This is a genomic window from Streptomyces sp. NPDC041200 (assembly GCF_055591805.1).
On record NZ_JBVIZF010000045.1, the window covers coordinates 3,515 to 20,820 of the forward strand.

At 68.8% G+C, this 17,306-nt stretch carries 18 protein-coding genes and 1 pseudogene; 13 read left to right on the forward strand and 6 right to left on the reverse strand.

All coding sequences use genetic code 11. The features are described 5' to 3' along the window. Window positions 1–649: pseudogene (locus tag ACZ6CL_RS38870) on the forward strand (tetratricopeptide repeat protein); the annotation flags it as partial. A gap of 20 nt (window positions 650–669) precedes the next feature. Here ACZ6CL_RS38870 and ACZ6CL_RS38875 read toward each other — a convergent pair. Next, window positions 670–1,413: an SDR family oxidoreductase gene (locus ACZ6CL_RS38875; protein WP_468945286.1), complete on the reverse strand. Its 744-nt coding sequence runs from the start codon at window positions 1,411–1,413 to the stop codon at window positions 670–672. Window positions 1,414–1,508: 95 nt separating this feature from the next. On the opposite strand from ACZ6CL_RS38875, the gene ACZ6CL_RS38880 reads away from it, so the two are divergent. Next, the gene (locus tag ACZ6CL_RS38880) at window positions 1,509–2,072 is read left to right on the forward strand and encodes a TetR/AcrR family transcriptional regulator (RefSeq protein ID WP_468945288.1); all 564 of its coding nucleotides are present in this window, start codon (window positions 1,509–1,511) and stop codon (window positions 2,070–2,072) included. On the opposite strand, the gene ACZ6CL_RS38885 is transcribed toward ACZ6CL_RS38880, so the two are convergent. Continuing rightward, on the reverse strand, window positions 2,029–2,979 hold the full coding sequence (locus ACZ6CL_RS38885) for a LysR family transcriptional regulator (protein ID WP_468945371.1): 951 nt from the start codon (window positions 2,977–2,979) through the stop codon (window positions 2,029–2,031). The genes ACZ6CL_RS38880 and ACZ6CL_RS38885 overlap by 44 nt on opposite strands. A gap of 132 nt (window positions 2,980–3,111) precedes the next feature. On the opposite strand from ACZ6CL_RS38885, the gene ACZ6CL_RS38890 reads away from it, so the two are divergent. Both ACZ6CL_RS38890 and dctA read left to right on the forward strand, forming a co-directional pair. Continuing rightward, window positions 3,112–4,230, forward strand: a complete 1,119-nt coding sequence (locus ACZ6CL_RS38890) for a PrpF domain-containing protein (protein ID WP_468945290.1) — start codon at window positions 3,112–3,114, stop codon at window positions 4,228–4,230. Further along, on the forward strand, window positions 4,227–5,636 hold the full coding sequence (dctA, locus tag ACZ6CL_RS38895) for a C4-dicarboxylate transporter DctA (protein ID WP_468945292.1): 1,410 nt from the start codon (window positions 4,227–4,229) through the stop codon (window positions 5,634–5,636). Before ACZ6CL_RS38890 ends, dctA begins: the two co-directional genes overlap by 4 nt. A 164-nt stretch (window positions 5,637–5,800) precedes the next feature. Here the strand turns inward: dctA and ACZ6CL_RS38900 are convergent, their stop codons facing one another. Then, the gene (locus ACZ6CL_RS38900; protein ID WP_468945294.1) at window positions 5,801–6,208 is read right to left on the reverse strand and encodes a PPOX class F420-dependent oxidoreductase; all 408 of its coding nucleotides are present in this window, start codon (window positions 6,206–6,208) and stop codon (window positions 5,801–5,803) included. Window positions 6,209–6,313: 105 nt separating this feature from the next. After that, a complete protein-coding gene (locus ACZ6CL_RS38905; RefSeq protein ID WP_468945297.1) occupies window positions 6,314–7,276 on the reverse strand; it encodes a GlxA family transcriptional regulator in 963 nt (320 codons plus the stop codon). A 130-nt stretch (window positions 7,277–7,406) separates the two neighbouring features. Between ACZ6CL_RS38905 and ACZ6CL_RS38910 the strand changes: the two genes are divergently transcribed. The 4 genes from ACZ6CL_RS38910 (at window position 7,407) to ACZ6CL_RS38925 (ending at window position 10,389) form a co-directional block, all read left to right on the forward strand. Next, window positions 7,407–8,369: an NADP-dependent oxidoreductase gene (locus ACZ6CL_RS38910; RefSeq protein ID WP_468945299.1), complete on the forward strand. Its 963-nt coding sequence runs from the start codon at window positions 7,407–7,409 to the stop codon at window positions 8,367–8,369. Continuing rightward, the gene (locus tag ACZ6CL_RS38915) at window positions 8,366–9,340 is read left to right on the forward strand and encodes an NmrA/HSCARG family protein (protein WP_468945302.1); all 975 of its coding nucleotides are present in this window, start codon (window positions 8,366–8,368) and stop codon (window positions 9,338–9,340) included. Before ACZ6CL_RS38910 ends, ACZ6CL_RS38915 begins: the two co-directional genes overlap by 4 nt. 29 nt (window positions 9,341–9,369) lie before the next feature. Further along, the gene (locus tag ACZ6CL_RS38920; protein WP_468945305.1) at window positions 9,370–9,642 is read left to right on the forward strand and encodes a GlcG/HbpS family heme-binding protein; all 273 of its coding nucleotides are present in this window, start codon (window positions 9,370–9,372) and stop codon (window positions 9,640–9,642) included. Between the two features lie 507 nt (window positions 9,643–10,149). After that, window positions 10,150–10,389: a hypothetical protein gene (locus ACZ6CL_RS38925; RefSeq protein ID WP_468945308.1), complete on the forward strand. Its 240-nt coding sequence runs from the start codon at window positions 10,150–10,152 to the stop codon at window positions 10,387–10,389. 20 nt (window positions 10,390–10,409) lie between these two features. On the opposite strand, the gene ACZ6CL_RS38930 is transcribed toward ACZ6CL_RS38925, so the two are convergent. Beyond that, window positions 10,410–10,718, reverse strand: a complete 309-nt coding sequence (locus ACZ6CL_RS38930; protein ID WP_468945311.1) for a hypothetical protein — start codon at window positions 10,716–10,718, stop codon at window positions 10,410–10,412. Between the two features lie 429 nt (window positions 10,719–11,147). On the opposite strand from ACZ6CL_RS38930, the gene rfbA reads away from it, so the two are divergent. From rfbA to rfbD, 5 genes are all read left to right on the forward strand, one after another. Next, a complete protein-coding gene (rfbA, locus tag ACZ6CL_RS38935; RefSeq protein WP_468945313.1) occupies window positions 11,148–12,074 on the forward strand; it encodes a glucose-1-phosphate thymidylyltransferase RfbA in 927 nt (308 codons plus the stop codon). After that, complete coding sequence (locus ACZ6CL_RS38940; protein WP_468945316.1) at window positions 12,071–12,724, forward strand: dTDP-4-dehydrorhamnose 3,5-epimerase family protein; 654 nt, start codon at window positions 12,071–12,073, stop codon at window positions 12,722–12,724. Before rfbA ends, ACZ6CL_RS38940 begins: the two co-directional genes overlap by 4 nt. 342 nt (window positions 12,725–13,066) lie before the next feature. After that, window positions 13,067–13,900 (forward strand): collagen-like domain-containing protein, encoded by an 834-nt coding sequence (locus ACZ6CL_RS38945; protein ID WP_468945317.1) that lies wholly within the window; start codon window positions 13,067–13,069, stop codon window positions 13,898–13,900. 179 nt (window positions 13,901–14,079) lie between these two features. Beyond that, complete coding sequence (gene rfbB, locus ACZ6CL_RS38950; RefSeq protein WP_468945320.1) at window positions 14,080–15,054, forward strand: dTDP-glucose 4,6-dehydratase; 975 nt, start codon at window positions 14,080–14,082, stop codon at window positions 15,052–15,054. Beyond that, window positions 15,051–15,968, forward strand: a complete 918-nt coding sequence (gene rfbD, locus ACZ6CL_RS38955) for a dTDP-4-dehydrorhamnose reductase (RefSeq protein ID WP_468945323.1) — start codon at window positions 15,051–15,053, stop codon at window positions 15,966–15,968. The genes rfbB and rfbD overlap by 4 nt, the downstream gene beginning before the upstream one ends. Before the next feature lie 61 nt (window positions 15,969–16,029). On the opposite strand, the gene ACZ6CL_RS38960 is transcribed toward rfbD, so the two are convergent. Further along, window positions 16,030–17,304, reverse strand: a complete 1,275-nt coding sequence (locus ACZ6CL_RS38960) for a glycosyltransferase (RefSeq protein ID WP_468945326.1) — start codon at window positions 17,302–17,304, stop codon at window positions 16,030–16,032. Window positions 17,305–17,306 lie beyond the last annotated feature (2 nt).

Sequence of the window (17,306 nt, forward strand, 5' to 3'; positions counted from 1 at the left end):
ACAACCCGGTTCCGATGATCTCCGCTACCGAAAGGCCTGGACGCTGGTCAACCTCGCCCAGGCTCTGTGGGGTAAGCCCGACCACGCCCAGGGCGTCCAGCGCGCCATCGAGGCCACCGATCTGCTCCGCCAGCTCGCCACCCAAAAACCCTCTTACCTGCCCGGGCTCGCGCAGTGGCTGGTGTTCCCGGCGGGGACGTATCTGATGGGCAGCGGCCGCCACGATGAAGCCATCGCCCGTATGCGGGAGGCGCTCGCCCTCTACGACCAGCTGATCCGCGAACAACCCGGTTCCGATGATCTCCGCTACCGAAAGGCCTGGACGCTGGTCAACCTCGCCCAGGCTCTGTGGGGTAAGCCCGACCACGCCCAGGGCGCGCAGCGCGCCGTCGAGGCCACCGATCTGCTCCGCCAGCTCGCCACCGAGAACCCCGGGAGGTATCGCGGAGGCCTGGGCGACTGGCTGCTGTTTCCGACGATCCCCTACCTGCGGCAGTCCGGCCGGAAGGACGACGCGCTCACCCGGGCGCGGGAAGCCGTAGAAATCTTCACCGCGCTCAACGCCACGGACCCCGCGGCCTATGGGCCGAAGCTGGCGGCGGCGAAGAAGCTCGTCGCCGACATCCAGGCCGAAACACAATCCGGCTGAAGTGCGCGGCAGGCGGTGCGTCAGGCCTGCACAGTGGGACGGACGTTGATCTCGCCGATCTCGACGTCGGCGGGCTGCTCGACGGCGAAGGCCACCGCGCGGGCGACCGCCGCCGGAGGGATGCCCACCGCGTCCATGGTCTTGCGCGTCTGCTCGCGCATGTGCGGGTCCGCCATGGAGTCGGCGAGATCGGTGCGCACGTATCCCGGCGAAATGGCCGTCGTGCGCACCACCCCGTCGGTGGACTCCGCGCGCAGCCCCTCGTGGATGGTGCGCACGGCGTTCTTGGTCGCGGCGTAGACGGCCATCGAGGGGGAAACGGACCCCAGACCGGCCACGGAGACGACGCTCACCAGGTGCCCCGAGCCCTGCTCACGGAAGGCGGGCAGGGCGGCGGCCACGCCGTTGAGCATGCCGCGAAGGTTGACATCGATCATCGCCGACCAGCTGTCGGTGTCGAGGTCGGCCAGCGGGCTGATCGGGGCGATGCCCGCGTTGTTCACCAGCACATCGATCCGGCCGTACTGGTCGATGGTGCTGGAGACCAAGCGCCGCAGGTCCTCGGCCTGGGTGACGTCGACGACGCACGTGGCAGCGCGGCCCCCCTCGTCCCGGATGTCCCGCGCTACGGCGTCGATGTGCTCGCTGCGGCGCGCCGCGAGGACGACCGCGGCGCCCCGCTGGGCGAGCAGACGGGCCGTGGCTTCGCCGATGCCGCCACTCGCGCCGGTGATAGCGACGATCTTGTCGTGAAGAGAGAGCACAGCTGCCTCCAAGTAAAGTGGACACGTGTCCGCTGTGTGGTGGAGCCTACCGGACACGTGTCCACTTGTCAGACGCGGAACATCGGGAGAGGCCCATGAGCGCGCCAGCACGCCGTCCGGATGCGGTGCAGAACCGGACCCGCATCGTGGAGGCCGCCCGCGCGGCCCTCGCCGAGTCCAGTCACGTCCACCTCAACGAGATCGCCAAGCGCGCCGGGGTGGGCCAGGGAACGCTCTACCGCAACTTCCCCAACCGCGAAGCGCTCCTCGCCGAGGTCTACCGGCGCGACGTCGAGGAACTCGTGACCGCCGCCTCCGCTCTGCTGGCGGAACACGAGCCCGTGGAAGCCTTGCGCCACTGGCTCGACCGAGTGATCGACTACGCCGAGATCAAGCGCGGCGTCCTGGCGGCGCTCGAACCGGCGGCCTGGCAGGACCTCGTCGCCCACAGCCACAACCCCATCGAAGGCGCCCTCGCTCACCTGCTGGACGCCGGGAAGGCGGCCGGTTCCCTCCGCACGGACGTGGACGCCCACGGGGTCCTCCTGCTCATCGCCTACCTCGGCCGACTGGGCCGCGATGAGTGGGAGTCAACGGCCCGGCCCCTGATGGGCGTCATCCTCGACGGCCTTCGCCGACAGGACGCGAACCCGGCCTGAACACGCGCAGGCTGGCCGCGGCGCTGTCGCGCAGGAAGCCCGCGAAGGCCCCGGCGGCGGGGGTGAGGGCGTGGTCGCCCATGCGCACCAGGAGGATGCGGCGCACCGGGGCGGGGGACTGCAGAGGCAGGACGCTGACGCCGCCGCGGATGCCTTCCAGGGCCAGGGTGGGGGCGAGGGCGACGCCGATCCCGGCGGCGACCATGGCCTGCGCCTCCTGGTAGTCGTGCGCCTCGTAGGCGATCTGCGGCTCGAAACCGGCTGTGTGGCAACTGCGCGCGAGGGCCTCGGCCACCGGGTGACTCTCGGCGCGGGTGATCCAGGGGTCGTTCGCGAAGTCGGCGAGGGCGGCCGTGGGGCGCCCGGCGAGGGCGTGGTCCTTGCTGACGAGGAGGGCCGGGGGGTCGTCGGCGAGTGGCGTGACGACGATGTCCTCGCGGTCGATGCGGTTCCAGTCGTAGTCCCACATCAGGGACATCTCGATTTCCCGGTTCTCCAGCATTGCCCACAGACCCGCGATGCGGGAACTACGCACCGTCAGCCGTACGTCGGGGTGTGATTCCCGGAAGGCGATCACGGCCCGGGGGAGGAGCGAGGCGCCGACGGTGGGGAAGGTGCCGATGCGGAGGGTGCCCGCGCGCAGTCCCGCGAAGTCGGCGAGTTCGTTCTCCGCGGCCGTCAGCTCCCGCTCGATCCGCTCCCCGCGTATCGCCAGAGCGCGTCCCGCGTCGGTGAGCGTGACACCCCGTGCGTGACGCTCCAGCAGCGGCTGCCCGGCCTCCGACTCCAGGCGGCTGACCTGCTGGGACACCGCTGATGGTGTGTAGTTGAGGGCCCGCGCGGTGGCGGTCACCGAGCCCCGGCGGGCGACCTCGGTGAAGAGCAGGATGCGCCGTACGTCGAGCACCACGCCACCTCCAGCATTAACTCCTACTTAATACCCGTGCAGATTTCCGAGATTGTACTTCATGCTCTCGGCGCCCACCGTGGATCACGCCACGCACCGAAGTGCCGTCGAGGTATCCATGAGGAGTCTGTTGTGTTGCGTCTGCAGGGCGAGATGATCCGCGGAGGAACCAGCAAGTGCTGGATCTTCGACCACCACGATGTGGTGGCGACCGGCGTGGACGCCGACACCCTGCTGCTCGCCGCCTACAACGCCGCCGACCCCCGCCAGATCGACGGCGTCGGCGGTGCCTCCTCCACCACCTCCAAGGCCGCGATCGTGAGCACATCGGCCGAGCCGGGCATCGACGTCGAGTACGCCTTCGCGCAGGTCGGCATCGGTGACGAGCGCGTGGAGTGGACCAGCAACTGCGGCAACTGCGCCACCGCCGTCGCCCTGTACGCCGTCCACAACGGCCTGGTGCCGATCACGGCGGACTCCACCACGGTGCGGATGCTCAACGTCAACACCGGAGCCCGCCTCACCGGCACCATTCCCACCCCGGGCAGGACCGCGCCCCACGAGGGCACGGCCGCGGTGCCGGGCACCGCGGCGCTCGGTGTGCCGGTCCTGCTCGGCTTCGAGGACCCCGCGGGTACGAGCACCGGTCGTGCCCTGCCGACCGGCCGCGCCCTGGACACCCTGACCGGGCCCACCGGCCCGGTCGAGGCGTCCCTGATCGACGCGGGCGCCCCTGCCGCGCTGTTCGAGGCCAAGGCGTTCGGCCTCGACGGCACCGAATCCCCCGCCGAGTTCGCGGCCGCGGTTCCCGCGCTCACCATGCTGCGGCGCGAGGCCGCCCTCGCCATGGGCCTTACCGACCCAAACGCCCCGGTCAGTCACGCCGTGCCGAAGGTCGGCGTCGTCGCCCGGTCTGCCCCGTACCGCACCACCCATGGCACCCTGGTCGGACAGGACGAGTACGACCTGGCCGTACGCATGGTCTCCATGCACGCACCCCACCCGGCGATCGGTCTCACCTCGGCCGTCGCCCTGGCCACGGCAGCCGCCATCCCCGGCACCCTCGCCCACCGCACCGCCCGGCAGACCGCCGACGGCACGCTGCGCCTGGGCACCCCGGCAGGTGTCATCACCGCCCAAGCCGTCCCCGCTCCGGACGGCGCGTCCCCCACGGTGCTGCTGCACCGCGCCGCCCGACGCATCGCCCGAGCCGAACTTCTCGTTCCCGTCCTGGAAGGACGCCCCGCATGAGCCGCAACGACGCCGCCCCGGGAACCGTCACCGCTCCACCGCGCCGCATCCGCCGGCTGCTGTCCCCGCTCTACGTCCAGTGCCTGATCGGTGTCGTCGCCGGGGCCGCCGTCGGCTGGCTGTGGCCGACTTTCGGAGCCGATCTGAAGCCCCTGGGCGACGGCTTCATCGCGCTGGTGCGCATGATGATCGCGCCGATCATCTTCTGTACCGTCGTCCACGGCATCGCCTCCATGGGCAACGCTCGCGCCGTCGGCCGGGTCAGCCTCAAAGCGCTGCTCTACTTCGAAGTGCTGACCACTGTCGCCATGGTGATCGGTCTGGTCGTCGTCAACGTCGTCCAGCCCGGCAGCGGACTGCACGTCGACACCTCCACCCTCTCAACCGAGGGCCTGCCGCCGGAGGCGACCGCGAGTCACGAAAGCTTCTCCGCCTTCGTCCTCGCCATGATTCCGGACACCCTGCTCAGCGCGCTGACCGGCCACGAGATCCTGCCGGTGCTGGTGATTTCGGTACTGTTCGGCTTCGGCCTGCACGCCAGCGGCGAGGCGGGTCTGGGGATCGCCCAGGGCATCGAGAAGCTGTCCAAGGTCCTGTTCAAGCTCATCAGCTGGATCATGCGACTGGCCCCCGTCGGCGCCTTCGGCTCCATGGCCTTCACCATCGGCAACTACGGCCTGGGCACCCTGCGCCACCTCTTCCTGCTGGTCGGCTCCTTCTGGCTCACCGCCCTGTTCTTCGTCCTGGTCGTGCTGGGCACGGTCATGCGCGTCAACGGCCTGCGCCTGCTGCCCTTCCTCCGCTACATCAAGGAAGAGCTGCTGATCGTCCTGGGCACCTCGTCCACCGAGCCCGTGCTGCCCCGCATGATGGGCAAGCTGCAGCACGCGGGCGCCTCCAAGCCGGTCGTCGGCATCACCTTGCCCGCCGGATACTCCTTCAACCTCGACGGCACCGCGATCTACCTGACCATGGGCTCGGTCTTCCTCGCCCAGGCACTCGGCATCGACCTCAGCCTCACTCAGCAGCTGTCGATGCTCGCCGTCATGCTCCTCACCTCCAAGGGCGCCGCCGGGGTTACCGGCTCCGGCTTCATCGCCCTGGCCGCCACCCTCAGCGCGGTGCCGCACGTACCCGTCGCCGCCCTGGCACTCATCTTCGGCATTGACCGCTTCATGTCCGAGGCCCGCGCCCTGACCAGCCTGGTCGGCAATGGCGTCGCCACCCTGGCGGTGGCCAAGTGGGAGGGGCAGCTCGACATGGACCGCGCCAAGGCCGTCCTCCGGGGCGAGATCCCCTACACCGCCGCACCCGAGACCGGCCCCGTCCCCGGCGAGAAGCCCGCGGGCGCAGGCCCGAAGGCAGCGGCCGGAACGGAGCGAGACCCCGTGTCGGCCATCGGCTGATCTGGTCGTCGGCCACCACCGGTGCCGCCGCGACCCGGGCGAGTGGACCATGCCGGACGTCGCGGCCAACGACCTCCCCGTGCCGGGGCCGCACGGGGAGGCCGTTGGCCGCGACGTCCGGATTGCGCACCAGCGCTGTTGCGGACCTGTGGAGCGGGCTCAGCTCAGAGCCGACCAGTGATCTTGACCGGAGTGACGCGGACGACGATGCGTTCGCCATCGTTGGTGGAGGCGGGGTTGAAGGTGGCGTAGTCCTGGCCCGTGTACTTCAGCGACAACTCGTTCGGCAACTGCTGGGCGGGATCTGGCGTGACCGTCGCGGTGCCGCGGATCTCGGCGTAGGTGTACGGGTTCTCGGGCGGGTTGATCATCACCGTGACGCGCGGATCGCGGGCGATGTTCTTCCCCTGCAGCCTGTCCACGGTCGTGGAGAACAGGAGGTCGTCGCCGTCGCGCTTGATCCAGACGACGGTCAGGTGCGGCCGCCCGTCGGGCGACACCGTCGCCACGGTTGCGAAGACCCGGGAGTCGTCGAGGTACTTCTTCAGTCCGTCGGATAGCTCGGCTGCCACGGCCACAGTCCTTTGTGTGATGTCAATGGGGGCGATGCTCCCGAGGAGCGTGTATCTGGCAACCCTGGCGCAGCCAGGGAAATTCCCGCCGTCCGCCCGGGCCGGTCAAGGGGCGCGGTGGGCGCGGCGGTAGGCCAGCGGGGACAGGCCGAGGTGGGTGTGGAAGTGCTTGCGCAGCGCGACGGGGTCCCCGAAGCCACAGGCTGTGGCGATGCGCGCGACGGTCAGGTCGCTGGACTCCAGCAGGCGGCGCGCCTGGGTCAAACGGCTTTGCACCAGCCATTGAAGGGGGCTCGTGCCCACCTCGGCGCGGAACCTCCGGGTGAACGTGCGTTCGCTCATGTGGGCGTGGCGGGCCATGTCCTGCAGTGTGACCGGTTCGGCCAGCCGGTCCAGTGCCCACTGGCGGGTGGCCGAGGTGGAACGGTCGGCATCCTTCGGCACCGGGTGCTCGATGAACTGTGCCTGTCCGCCCTCGCGCCATGGAGCCACCACGCATCGTCGCGCCGCGGAGCTGGCCACGGTCGCGCCGTGGTCCCTGCGGACCAGGTGGACGAACAGGTCGATACCGGCCGCCCCGCCAGCAGCCGTCAGGATGCGTCCGTTGTCGACGAACAGCACGTCCGGATCGACCTCGACGTCGGGGAAGAGCCGGGTGAACTGGCCGCACAGCGCCCAATGGGTGGTGGCCCGCAGTCCGTTCAGCAGGCCGGCCGCCGCGAGCAGAAATGACGATGTGCACAGGCTGACGATGCGGGTCTCGGGCCCGATCCGGGCGAAGGCCGTGGCGACCCGGGCGGGCAACTCGCCGTTGGCCAGCAGATGTTCGTCGGGCTCCTGGGTGGCGATGACCACGGTGTCCGCAGCCTCCAGGAGTGACTCGTCGTCGTCAACGACGATCCGGAAGCCCTCGTTCGTGTGGACGGGCTGGCCGCCGAGCGAGCAGGTCGTCACGGAATAGAGCCGTGCCCCGGTCGGGTCGAGGGCCTCGTTGAGTACCCGGGCCGCGATGCCCAGGTCCATCGGCATGACCCCGTCGAGGGCGAGAACGGCAACACGATGTGGCATGGCCGGAATGGTACGACAGGTGGCTGTTCAGCCACTCACGGCGTCTCCGAGCGTCGGCGAGGCTGGAGCACGTGCCTGGGTCCCTGGCCCGGACTGAAGAACACGTGAAGCGGATATGAGCGAGGAAAGTATGAGCGAGCAGACGATGCGCGCCGTCACCATCAAGGAGTTCGGTGGACCGGACGTGCTGACCCCCGGCCGGGTCGCGCGCCCCGAGCCCCTGCCGACCGAGGTGCTGGTGCGCGTGCACGCCGCCGGAATCAACCCGGTGGACTGGAAGACCCGTGCGGGCCACGGTATGGCCGGGCTGCAGACGCTGCCGCTGATCCTCGGCTGGGACGTCTCCGGCGTCGTCGAGGAGGTCGGCTTCGGTGTCACTACGCTCGCGCCCGGCGACGAGGTCTACGCCATGCCGTGGTTCCCGCGCCCGGCCGGCGGGTACGCCGAGTTCGTCACGGCGCCGTCCCGCCAGTTCGCCCGCAAGCCCGCCTCGCTCTCGCACACCGAGGCCGCGGCTCTGCCGCTCGCGGCGCTCACCGCCTGGCAGGCCCTGGTCGACACGGCGCGCGTCACCGGCGGCCAGCGGGTGCTGGTGCACGCCGCGGCCGGTGGCGTGGGGCACTTGGCGGTGCAGTTCGCCAAGCACCTCGGCGCCGAGGTGATCGCGACCGCCCGCGAGCCCCGGCACACCTGGCTGGGGGCACTGGGCGCGGACGAGACGATTGACTACACCCGACAGCGGTTCGAGGAGGCCACCGGCAACGTCGATGTCGTCATCGACCTGATGGGCGCCACGGATGACACCGACGTGCGGTCGGTGTCGGTGACCCGGCCCGGCGGCCTGATCATCTCCATCCCGGGCGGTGTCTCGGACGACCTGGCCGCCGCGGCCGGACAGGCGGGGGTGCACACCAGCCCGCTGCTGGTCGAGCCGGACACCGCCGCTCTGACGGCCATCGCCGACCTGGTCGACTCCGGAGCGGTCCGGGTCGAGGTCGAACGCGGCTTCGCCCTGGAACAGGCCGCTGAAGCGCACCGGCTGGGAGAGACCAACCGCACCCGCGGCAAGCTCGTGCTGGAGGTGGCGCAGTGACGGCGACGACCGCGCTCGTGGTCGGGGGCACCGGGGCCATGGGGGCCCGCGTCGTCCGCGCCCTCGCCGCACGGACCGGCGCCGTCGTGCGGGTGCTGACGCGGAACCCGTCCTCGGAGCGGGCCCGTGCCCTGGTCGAGAACACCCCCGGTGACGTCCGACCGGTCCGCGGTGACCTGGACGACGAGGGGTCCCTGAAGGCCGCTTTCCAAGGTGTCGACCAGGTCTTCTGCAATACCGACTTCTTCGCCACGGCCAGCCCTCAGCGGGAGTACGCACAGGGGCTGCGGGCCCTGCGAGCGGCGCGTCAGGCCGGGGTGGACCGGTTCGTCTGGTCTTCTCTGGACAACGCCGCCATCCTCACCGACGGGCGTATCCCGGTCCCCCACTACGACGCGAAGGCCGCTGTGGAGGCCCATATCGCGCTGCAGCGCTCCGAAGAGGCCATGCGGCAGGAGACCGACGGCTGGTACTCGCGGCACGTCGCCGTCCTGGTGACGGCACCGTACTTCGAGAACCTGTACGGCCTGGCGCCGCGGCGGACCCTGCTGCCCGATGGGCGTGAGGGCCTCATGTTCGCCCTGCCGCTCGGCCAGGCCGGTCGCTGGCCCCTGATCGCACTCGACGACATCGCCTTCTTCGCCCGCCACCAGCTCGACCACTGGGACGACTGGGGCGGCCGGACCCTGCGCATCGCCGCCGACGCCCTCACCGGTGACCAGATCGCGGCAGCGTTCGAGAAGGCGACCGGTGTGCCGAGCGCCTACCAGGCGGTGGACCTCGACGAGTTCAGCCGGTCTCTGCCGGGGATCGGCCACGACATGGCCGCGATGTTCGCCTTTTTCCGGGACCGCGACCTCCTCTCAAGGGACCGGGACCTGCGGGCCCTGCGCGCCCTGCACCCCGAACTCGCCACCTTCGGCGACTGGTTGACCACCACCGGATGGGACGGCACACCGGCAGCCGGCTAAAAACGATCGTGCTCGTGAGGAGGATTTTGATGCAGAACGTCACGCGGGCGCATTCCCTGCCCGCACCTTCGATCACCCGCTCCTCCGCCGCCGAACTCATCGTCTGGAATTCCTACGTGGCCGACCCCGAAGTCGCCCCTCTCGCCCATCACCCTCGGCTCATGGCCGTCGGCGGCGGCTCCCCGGTCATCGAGCATGGCGAGGTCATCGGCGGCCTGGGTGTCTCCGGCGGCAGCGCCGAGCAGGATCAGCAGACGGCGGAAGCGGGACTGCGAGCGCTGGGGTTCGAAGTCCCGGCCTGAGCCATGTGCGCGCCCGGTCGGCATCCACGCCGGTTGCGGCGTGCCTCGCCTTCCTGGCACCACCCGGGGCGCGCACCATGCCGGGTGCGCGCCCCGCTCCCCCCCGGCGTCCCGCGCCCGCGCATGCGTCAGTCCCTGGTAGACCCCGTCCGGAGTCAGCAGTGCCGCGGGTGTGCCTTCTTCCGCGACCCGTCCCTGTCGCAGCACCAGGATCCGGTCCGCCTGGCGGAGGGCGGACGGCCGGTGGGCGATGATCAGGAAGGTGCGCCCGCGCAGGAAAAGCCACAGCGGCGTCCAGCAGCGCGCCCTCGGAGTCGGCGTCGAGGTGTGAGGTGGCCTCGTCCAGCACGACGATGTCGGGTGCCCTGAGCAACAGCCGGGCGATCGCCAAGCCGTCGCACCACGTCCCATACCTGGGCGAGGCGGCACGCCCCGACGATCTCCTCCTCGCGGGCGGAGCGCCGGGCCAGGAGCAGGTTCTGCCGCACCGTGGCATGGAGGAGGCAGGTGCCCTGCGTCACGACACCCACCGCGCGGCGCAGCGGCCGCAGCCCCGTCCGCCGTATGTCCTGCTCGCCGACCGCGATCCGGCCGGAGCCCGCGTCCCAGCACCGCGTCAACAGGCCCGCGTTCTTGGCGATGCCGGTCGCTGGCCGTCATGCGCTGGCCCGTGCCGTCGAGACGCTCGATCACCACAACGGCGCGTTCGCCACAGCGGTCGGCCTCGCGCCTCCGACCGCCATGTGACCGAGCCAGGCCGGGTGCGCTTATTCGTCGTCGTCTTCGTCGTCGTTTTCGTCGTCCACCCCGTCCTCGTCGTCATCGCTGCCTTCGCGTTCGTCCTCATCATCGGCCTGAGACGGGTCAGCGGAACTGCTGCTGGTCGACGGTTGAGGGGCGGTGGAGCCGGTCGGGGGAGACGATTCGTCCTCCTGACTCGGAGGGGCGGTGATCGAGACCTCTCCTCCTGAGGGCTGCTTCCTGCCAGAGGAGAAGGAGGCCGAGTCGATGATCGCCGACATGGCCAGGACACATCCGACGAGGACCAGAGCGGCACCGGCCGCGGTGAGGACCATCGTCTTGTGACTCCCCAAGCGGTCCCAGACGCTTACGTCGTCGTACCTCGTCTCAGGGGCGGGGGCATCGCGGCCGCGTGTGACAGCTTCGCCATCCTCCAAGGGGCGGTCCGGTAACGGAGACGACGGGTTTCGGGCTCCGGCATCGGATGACACATCTCCTCCTGGCAGCCGAGGTGACGACGCTGTTGGAGTCACAGGGAATGGGGCGCGACAGCAGGCCACCCTAGTTGCCATTGGTTCAGGGCAGAGCCAGCGTTGCTCCAGCGATTAGTTAAGGGAAGGCCAATATTCGGCTCGCATGGCCGCGGTCAGCGGCGGCGGGTGCAGATCCCGGCCGTGCGTCGTTGACGACCGAAGACCAAGGCTGGACACGCCGTAAATAGCACGAACAGCCATATTCGTAGACGATTGTCCTACAGTGACGCTATGCGCGGAATTCTGTTGGCCGGGGGTACCGGCTCGCGGCTGTGGCCGCTTACCCGTTCGGTATCGAAGCAACTGCTGCCGGTATTCGACAAACCCATGCTGTATTACCCGCTTTCCACGCTCGTGATGGCCGGAATTCGGGAGATTCTGATCATCACCACCCCCGAAGACCAGTACCAGTTCCGCCGGTTGCTCGGCGACGGTGCGCAACTGGGCCTACGGCTGGAATACGCGGTGCAGGACCGCCCGGCTGGCATTGCTCATGCCTTTCTGGTGGGGGCAGACTTCATCGGTGATGAGTCGGTCGCTCTGATTCTGGGTGACAACATCTTCCACGGCAGCGGCCTTGGCACACAGCTGGCCCAGCAGGGCGATCTGAAAGGCGGCAGAGTATTCGCCTACCAGGTCGCCAACCCCTCGGCCTACGGCGTCGTGGAATTCGACGAGCAGGGCCACGCGCTGTCCATCGAGGAGAAGCCGGCCCGGCCCAGGTCCCGATACGCCGTGCCCGGGCTGTACTTCTACGACAACCACGTCGTGGACATCGCGCGCGGTCTGCAGCCCAGCGCGAGGGGCGAATTGGAGATCACTGATCTCAACCGCATTCACCTGAACGCCGGGGCGCTGCGCGTCACCCAACTCGACCGGGGCACCGCGTGGCTCGACACCGGAACCTTCGCCTCCATGGTCCACGCTTCGGAATTCGTGCGAGTGATCGAAGAGCGCCAGGGCCTCAAGGTCGGCTGCATCGAAGAGGCGGTCTGGCGGGCCGGTCTGATCGACGACGACCAGCTCCGGGGCCTGGCCCAGCCGCTGCTCAAGAGCGGATACGGCCACTACCTTCTGGGGCTGCTGGAAAATTCCCGGCACACCGTCCTGCCCCAGCGCGGCAGCGGAACTACGCGATGGCAGGGAGCAAGCACGTGAAACCACTGCGCATCGAAGGGGCTTGGGTGGACACACCCAAGGTGTTCGCGGACAACCGCGGAAGGTTCCACGAGTGGTTCAAGAATGAGAGATTCCACGGTTCGGTCGGGCAGGGGTTCCAGCTGGAGCAGGCGAACTGCTCCCGCTCCCTTCGCGGCACTCTCCGCGGCATCCACTACGCGTCGGTTCCGCCTGGCCAAGCCAAGTACGTCACGTGTGTCAGCGGCGCCATTCTCGACGTGGTGGTCGACATCCGCACTGGTTCCCCGACCTTCGGTGCCTGGGAGGCGGTGCGGCTCGATGACACGACGCACCGCGGTGTCTACCTCTCGGAAGGGCTGGGCCACGCCTTCATGGCGCTGGACGACAACTCCACCATCGTCTACCTGTGTTCACAGGGCTACGCACCACAGCGGGAGCATGGCATCAACCCGCTCGATCCGACGTTGGCCATTGCGTGGCCTGAGGGCCTCACACCGCTCCTTTCCGGGAAGGACGCGGCGGCGCCCACGCTGGAAGAAGCCGAGCGGCGAGGAACGCTGCCTTCTTTTGAGGCTTGCCACGCGTATCGCAGAAGTCTCACTGCAGCGCGTGAGGTGAACGGCCTTCGTCAGCGGGCCAGCGCGATCGATTGTGGTTCTTGTGGTTGATGCCTCAACAATTTCGCGGCGACAGACGAAACTTTGCGCGTCTTCAAGGATGTAGCGGCCGTATGGGTGAATTTTAGTATGACACGAGCATAGGCAGAATCTTCCGACGGTGAAGAGTGAAAGATGGCTCCGTCCGTGGCCACGGACGCCGCAGGCACAGCTTGCGGTGTCGTCACTCCCAACTTCGTGAGGAAGGTAACAGTGAGCCGTACAACTAGGCGGGCTTCTCGTTTGAAGTCCGCCACGATGGTTTCGGCAGGCGCGGTTGCCGTCATGCTGAACATGGCTTCGAGTACGACAGCCATCGCTGACGCGATCCAACGTTCCGGTGGGGAGAGCAGCGTGGAGCTGCCCGGCCCGAACGGCGCCATGCGTTCTTTCACCCATCACAATCACGACCACGACTATGGTCGCGACAACGATTATGGCCATGGTCATGGCCACGACCATGGCAAGGGCCGACAGGGCCCGCAGGGTCCCCAGGGGTTCCAAGGTGCGCAGGGTAACCAGGGTTTCCAGGGCACGCAGGGCACGCAGGGTAACCAGGGTTTCCAGGGCACGCAGGGCACGCAGGGTAACCAGGGTTTCCAGGGCACGCAGGGCACCCAGGGCAACCAGGGATTCCAGGGCGAACAGGGTTTCCAGGGCAACCAGGGATTCCAGGGCGAACAGGGTTTCCAGGGCAACCAAGGGTTCCAGGGCAACCAGGGATTCCAAGGCGAACAGGGCACCCAGGGCAACCAGGGATTCCAGGGCGAACAGGGTTTCCAGGGCACGCAGGGTAACCAGGGTTTCCAGGGCGAACAGGGTTTCCAGGGCAACCAGGGATTCCAGGGCGAACAGGGTTTCCAGGGCAACCAAGGGTTCCAGGGCAACCAGGGATTCCAAGGCGAACAGGGTTTCCAGGGCAACCAAGGGTTCCAGGGCAACCAGGGATTCCAGGGGGGTACTGTAACCTCGTCGAACTTCTCCGTTGTCCTAGGTCCCCTGGCCACGACGTCGACGGCCACCTGCCCGGGAGCCACCGATGTCGCCACCGGTGGTGGGTTCCAAGCGGGAAGCCAGGGACAGACCATCCACAGCAATTTCGCAGTTGGTAACCCTGCCACAGGGTGGCAGGCCGCAACCGTCAACGCAGCCGGTGTCCAGGCCTACGTGGTCTGCTACACGCCGTAACCCCCGCTGAACGCGGCACGGTACCAGCCTCCTTCACCTGGTCTTGAGCGCGGTGCCCGAGAGCTTCGGCTTCCCGGGTACCGCCGCCGTTCCACCCGGGCTGAAGGCATGGCCGTACCTCGGGTCAAATGGACAACATTCCGCCCTGCATTCCGGGCCGCACGACACCTCGGAGAACCATGCGCATCCTCGTGACAGGCGGTGCTGGATTCATCGGGTCCGAATACATCCGCCAACGGCTGAACTCGGACCCGATGGCACGGATCACCGTCCTCGACAAACTCACCTATTCGGGTGTCGAAGCCAATCTGGCGCCAGTCGCGGACCACCCCGGCTACCGCTTCGTCCGGGGCGACATCTGCGACCGTGACGTGGTCGACCACGTGATGGCGGGCCAGGACGCGGTGGTGCATTTCGCCGCAGAGTCGCACGTCGACCGGTCGATCGAGGGGGCCGGTCCGTTCGTCCGCACCAATGTGATGGGCACGCAGGTGCTCCTCGACGCGGCCGATCGGCACCGCGTCGGCCGCTTCGTCCACGTGTCGACCGACGAGGTGTACGGCTCGATCAGCGAAGGCTCCTGGACCGAAGACTGTCCACCGGCGCCGAACTCCCCGTACTCGGCCTCCAAGGCCGGCTCCGATCTGCTGGCCCTCGCCTACCACCGCACCCACGGCCTGGACGTCGTCGTCACCCGGTGCTCCAACAACTACGGGCCGTACCAGTTCCCCGAGAAACTCATCCCGCTCTTCATCACCAACCTGCTCGAGGGGAAGGCGGTCGCCCTGTACGGAGACGGCCGCAACGTCCGCGACTGGGTGCACGTCTCCGACCACTGCCGAGGCATCGACCTCGTCCTGCGCGGCGGCACGGCCGGGGAGATCTACCACATCGGCGGCGGGACCGAGCTGAGCAATCACAAGCTCACCGGGATGCTCCTGGACGCGGTCGACGCGGACTGGGACAGGGTTACGTACGTGGAAGACCGTAAGGGCCACGACCTGCGCTACTCGCTCGACGACAGCAAGATCCGCGAATGTCTCGGCTACGCCCCGCAGATGGACTTCGCGGAGGGGCTGGCCGCCACCGTCGCCTGGTACCGCGAACACCGCGCCTGGTGGAAGCCGCTGAAGGCGCGGGTCGAGCCGCGATGACCACGCGCTGGCTGGTGACCGGCGCACGCGGGCTGCTCGGCCGGGACATGCTGGCCGAACTCGCCGCCGATCCGGACGCCATGGTGACGGGAACGAGCCGTGACCAGTTCGACATCACCGACCAAGCCGCCGCCCATGTGGCCGTCGCCGGTCACCACGTGGTGGTCAACTGTGCCGCCTGGACGGACGTCGACGGAGCCGAGCAGGCCGAGGCCGAGGCCGCGGCGGTGAACGCCACAGGTGTCCGCCACCTCGCACGCGCCTGCGCGGCGAGCGGCGCCGTCCTGCTGCACATCTCCACCGACTACGTGTTCCCGGGCGTCGCCGACCGGCCGTACCCCGAAGACGCACCGACCCGGCCCGTCAACGCGTACGGGCGAAGCAAACTGGCCGGAGAGCGGGCGGTTGCCGAACTGATGCCGCATACCGGCTACATTGTGCGCACCGCCTGGCTCTACGGTGGCCATGGCCGCAACTTCGTGGCCACCATGCTCGAACTCGCCACCCGGCGCACGACTCTGGACGTGGTGGCCGACCAGCACGGCCAGCCCACCTGGTCCCGTGCGCTTGCCCGGCAGCTGGCCCTCCTCGGCCGCGCCGCCCTGGCCGAGCGGGCTCCCGCGGGCGTCTACCACGGCACGGCGACGGGACACACCACCTGGTACGGCCTGGCATGTGAGACCTTCCGCCTCAGCGGCCTCGATCCCGCGCGGATCCGCCCGGTCGACTCGGAAGCGTTCCCGCGCCCGGCCGCCCGCCCGGTGTTCGGCGTACTCGGACACGCCAACTGGGCCCGCTCCGGCCTCGCACCCCTCCCACGGTGGGACGAGCAACTGGCCACGGCCCTTGGCACGCCCCCCTTCGACGCTCTGGCCGACGCGGCGCGGATGAGCGGCGGACGCCTGCCGATCTGAACGAATCGGAAGACCCCCGTGGGACTGGCAGTCCCACGGGGGTCTTCCGATTCTCCGGGCTCTACACCAGCAGCGGACCGCCACACCGCTCGGCGCCCTCCTTCATCGTGATCAGGTTGGCGACCACGTAGGAGATGTTGTTCTGCGAGTGCCATTCGGTCGGGTAGTAGGTGACCAACCGCGACCGCTGAAACCTGGCCTCGATCTCGGGCACGAACGCGCGGTACTGGTTGTCCGTGTAATACCAGAACGAGTTCTCGTTGTAGAAGGCGACGTGTGTCGGGTCCTGGTACGCGCCGCGGCCGTCGGAGCTGGGCGTCATGGTGAGGAGCATGCCCCCGGGGGCCAGCAGCCGGTACAGCTCGTTGATCAGCGGCACCTTCGCAGGCACGTGCTCGAGGAAGTCCACCGCCCGCATCAGGCCGACGGAGCTGTCGGGCAGGTCCAGCTTCCCCGGCAGGGTCGCGACGATGTCGACGCCCTCCCCCGGGAACTGGTCCACGCCCAGATAGCCGGGTGGCTTCCGGTGGGCCGCGCCGAGGTCCAGCGCGAGCAGTCCGCGCCGCTGGGTCCAGGCGAGGGCGTTGGCCTCGATGTACTTGTCGTAGAGGGCGACCGTCTCCCGCTGGATGTGTGCGTTGATCTCCGGGTCGCGCTGGGTGTTCGCGGGATGCATCCGCTGGAGGTACAGGCAGCGGGAGATGTGGTGGAAGTCGCCGACGTGGAACAGACGGCACATCAGGTCCTGGTCGTCCAGGACCGTACGCGTGGCGTCGTATCCACCGGCCTTCTCGTAGCTTTCCCTGCGGAAAGCGCGCACGTGGTTGGGCGCGTACCAGATGTAGGCGACGTTGTGCGGCGTCGGCGGCATGGTGATGGCCTGGAGCAGCTTGCGCCCGTCGACATCCACCTCCTCGTACTGCCAGCCGTGCGTCTCGTTGAAACGGGAGTCGTCCCTCTTCCCGTCCTCCGTGATGTGCGCGGTGTTGCTGTGGACGAAGACGGCCTCGGGGTGTGCGTCGAACGCCTCGCCCAGCTCCGCCAGGCACGTCTTCGCCAGGAGATCGTCATGGTCGAGTTCCACGAGGATCTCGCCGCGCGCCAGTTCGCAGGCCCTGCGCTTCGCCGCGCCGACGCCATGCACGTCGTCCGCGATCTCCACACGCACGCGCTCGTCGGGGCGCTCCGGTCGCCACCGGGCGCCGTTGTTGAGCAGGACGATCCACTCCCAGTCCGGGCACGTCTGTGCCTGCAGGGTCGCCAGGCACTCATCGAGAAAACGGGGCCGGTGGCTGGGGGTGAAGACGGAGAATCTCGGTGTTGCAGTCGATGTCATCT

What these genes read in the sequence shown, in the direction of transcription:
- ACZ6CL_RS38920 (WP_468945305.1), top strand. Translation starts at nt 9,370, where the DNA reads ATGCAGAACGTCACGCGGGCGCATTCCCTGCCCGCACCTTCGATCACC.
- rfbB (WP_468945320.1), top strand. Translation starts at nt 14,080, where the DNA reads ATGCGCATCCTCGTGACAGGCGGTGCTGGATTCATCGGGTCCGAATAC.
- ACZ6CL_RS38910 (WP_468945299.1), top strand. Translation starts at nt 7,407, where the DNA reads ATGAGCGAGCAGACGATGCGCGCCGTCACCATCAAGGAGTTCGGTGGA.
- ACZ6CL_RS38930 (WP_468945311.1), bottom strand. Translation starts at nt 10,718, where the DNA reads ATGGTCCTCACCGCGGCCGGTGCCGCTCTGGTCCTCGTCGGATGTGTC.
- dctA (WP_468945292.1), top strand. Translation starts at nt 4,227, where the DNA reads ATGAGCCGCAACGACGCCGCCCCGGGAACCGTCACCGCTCCACCGCGC.
- ACZ6CL_RS38880 (WP_468945288.1), top strand. Translation starts at nt 1,509, where the DNA reads ATGAGCGCGCCAGCACGCCGTCCGGATGCGGTGCAGAACCGGACCCGC.
- ACZ6CL_RS38960 (WP_468945326.1), bottom strand. Translation starts at nt 17,304, where the DNA reads ATGACATCGACTGCAACACCGAGATTCTCCGTCTTCACCCCCAGCCAC.
- rfbA (WP_468945313.1), top strand. Translation starts at nt 11,148, where the DNA reads ATGCGCGGAATTCTGTTGGCCGGGGGTACCGGCTCGCGGCTGTGGCCG.
- ACZ6CL_RS38905 (WP_468945297.1), bottom strand. Translation starts at nt 7,276, where the DNA reads ATGCCACATCGTGTTGCCGTTCTCGCCCTCGACGGGGTCATGCCGATG.
- rfbD (WP_468945323.1), top strand. Translation starts at nt 15,051, where the DNA reads ATGACCACGCGCTGGCTGGTGACCGGCGCACGCGGGCTGCTCGGCCGG.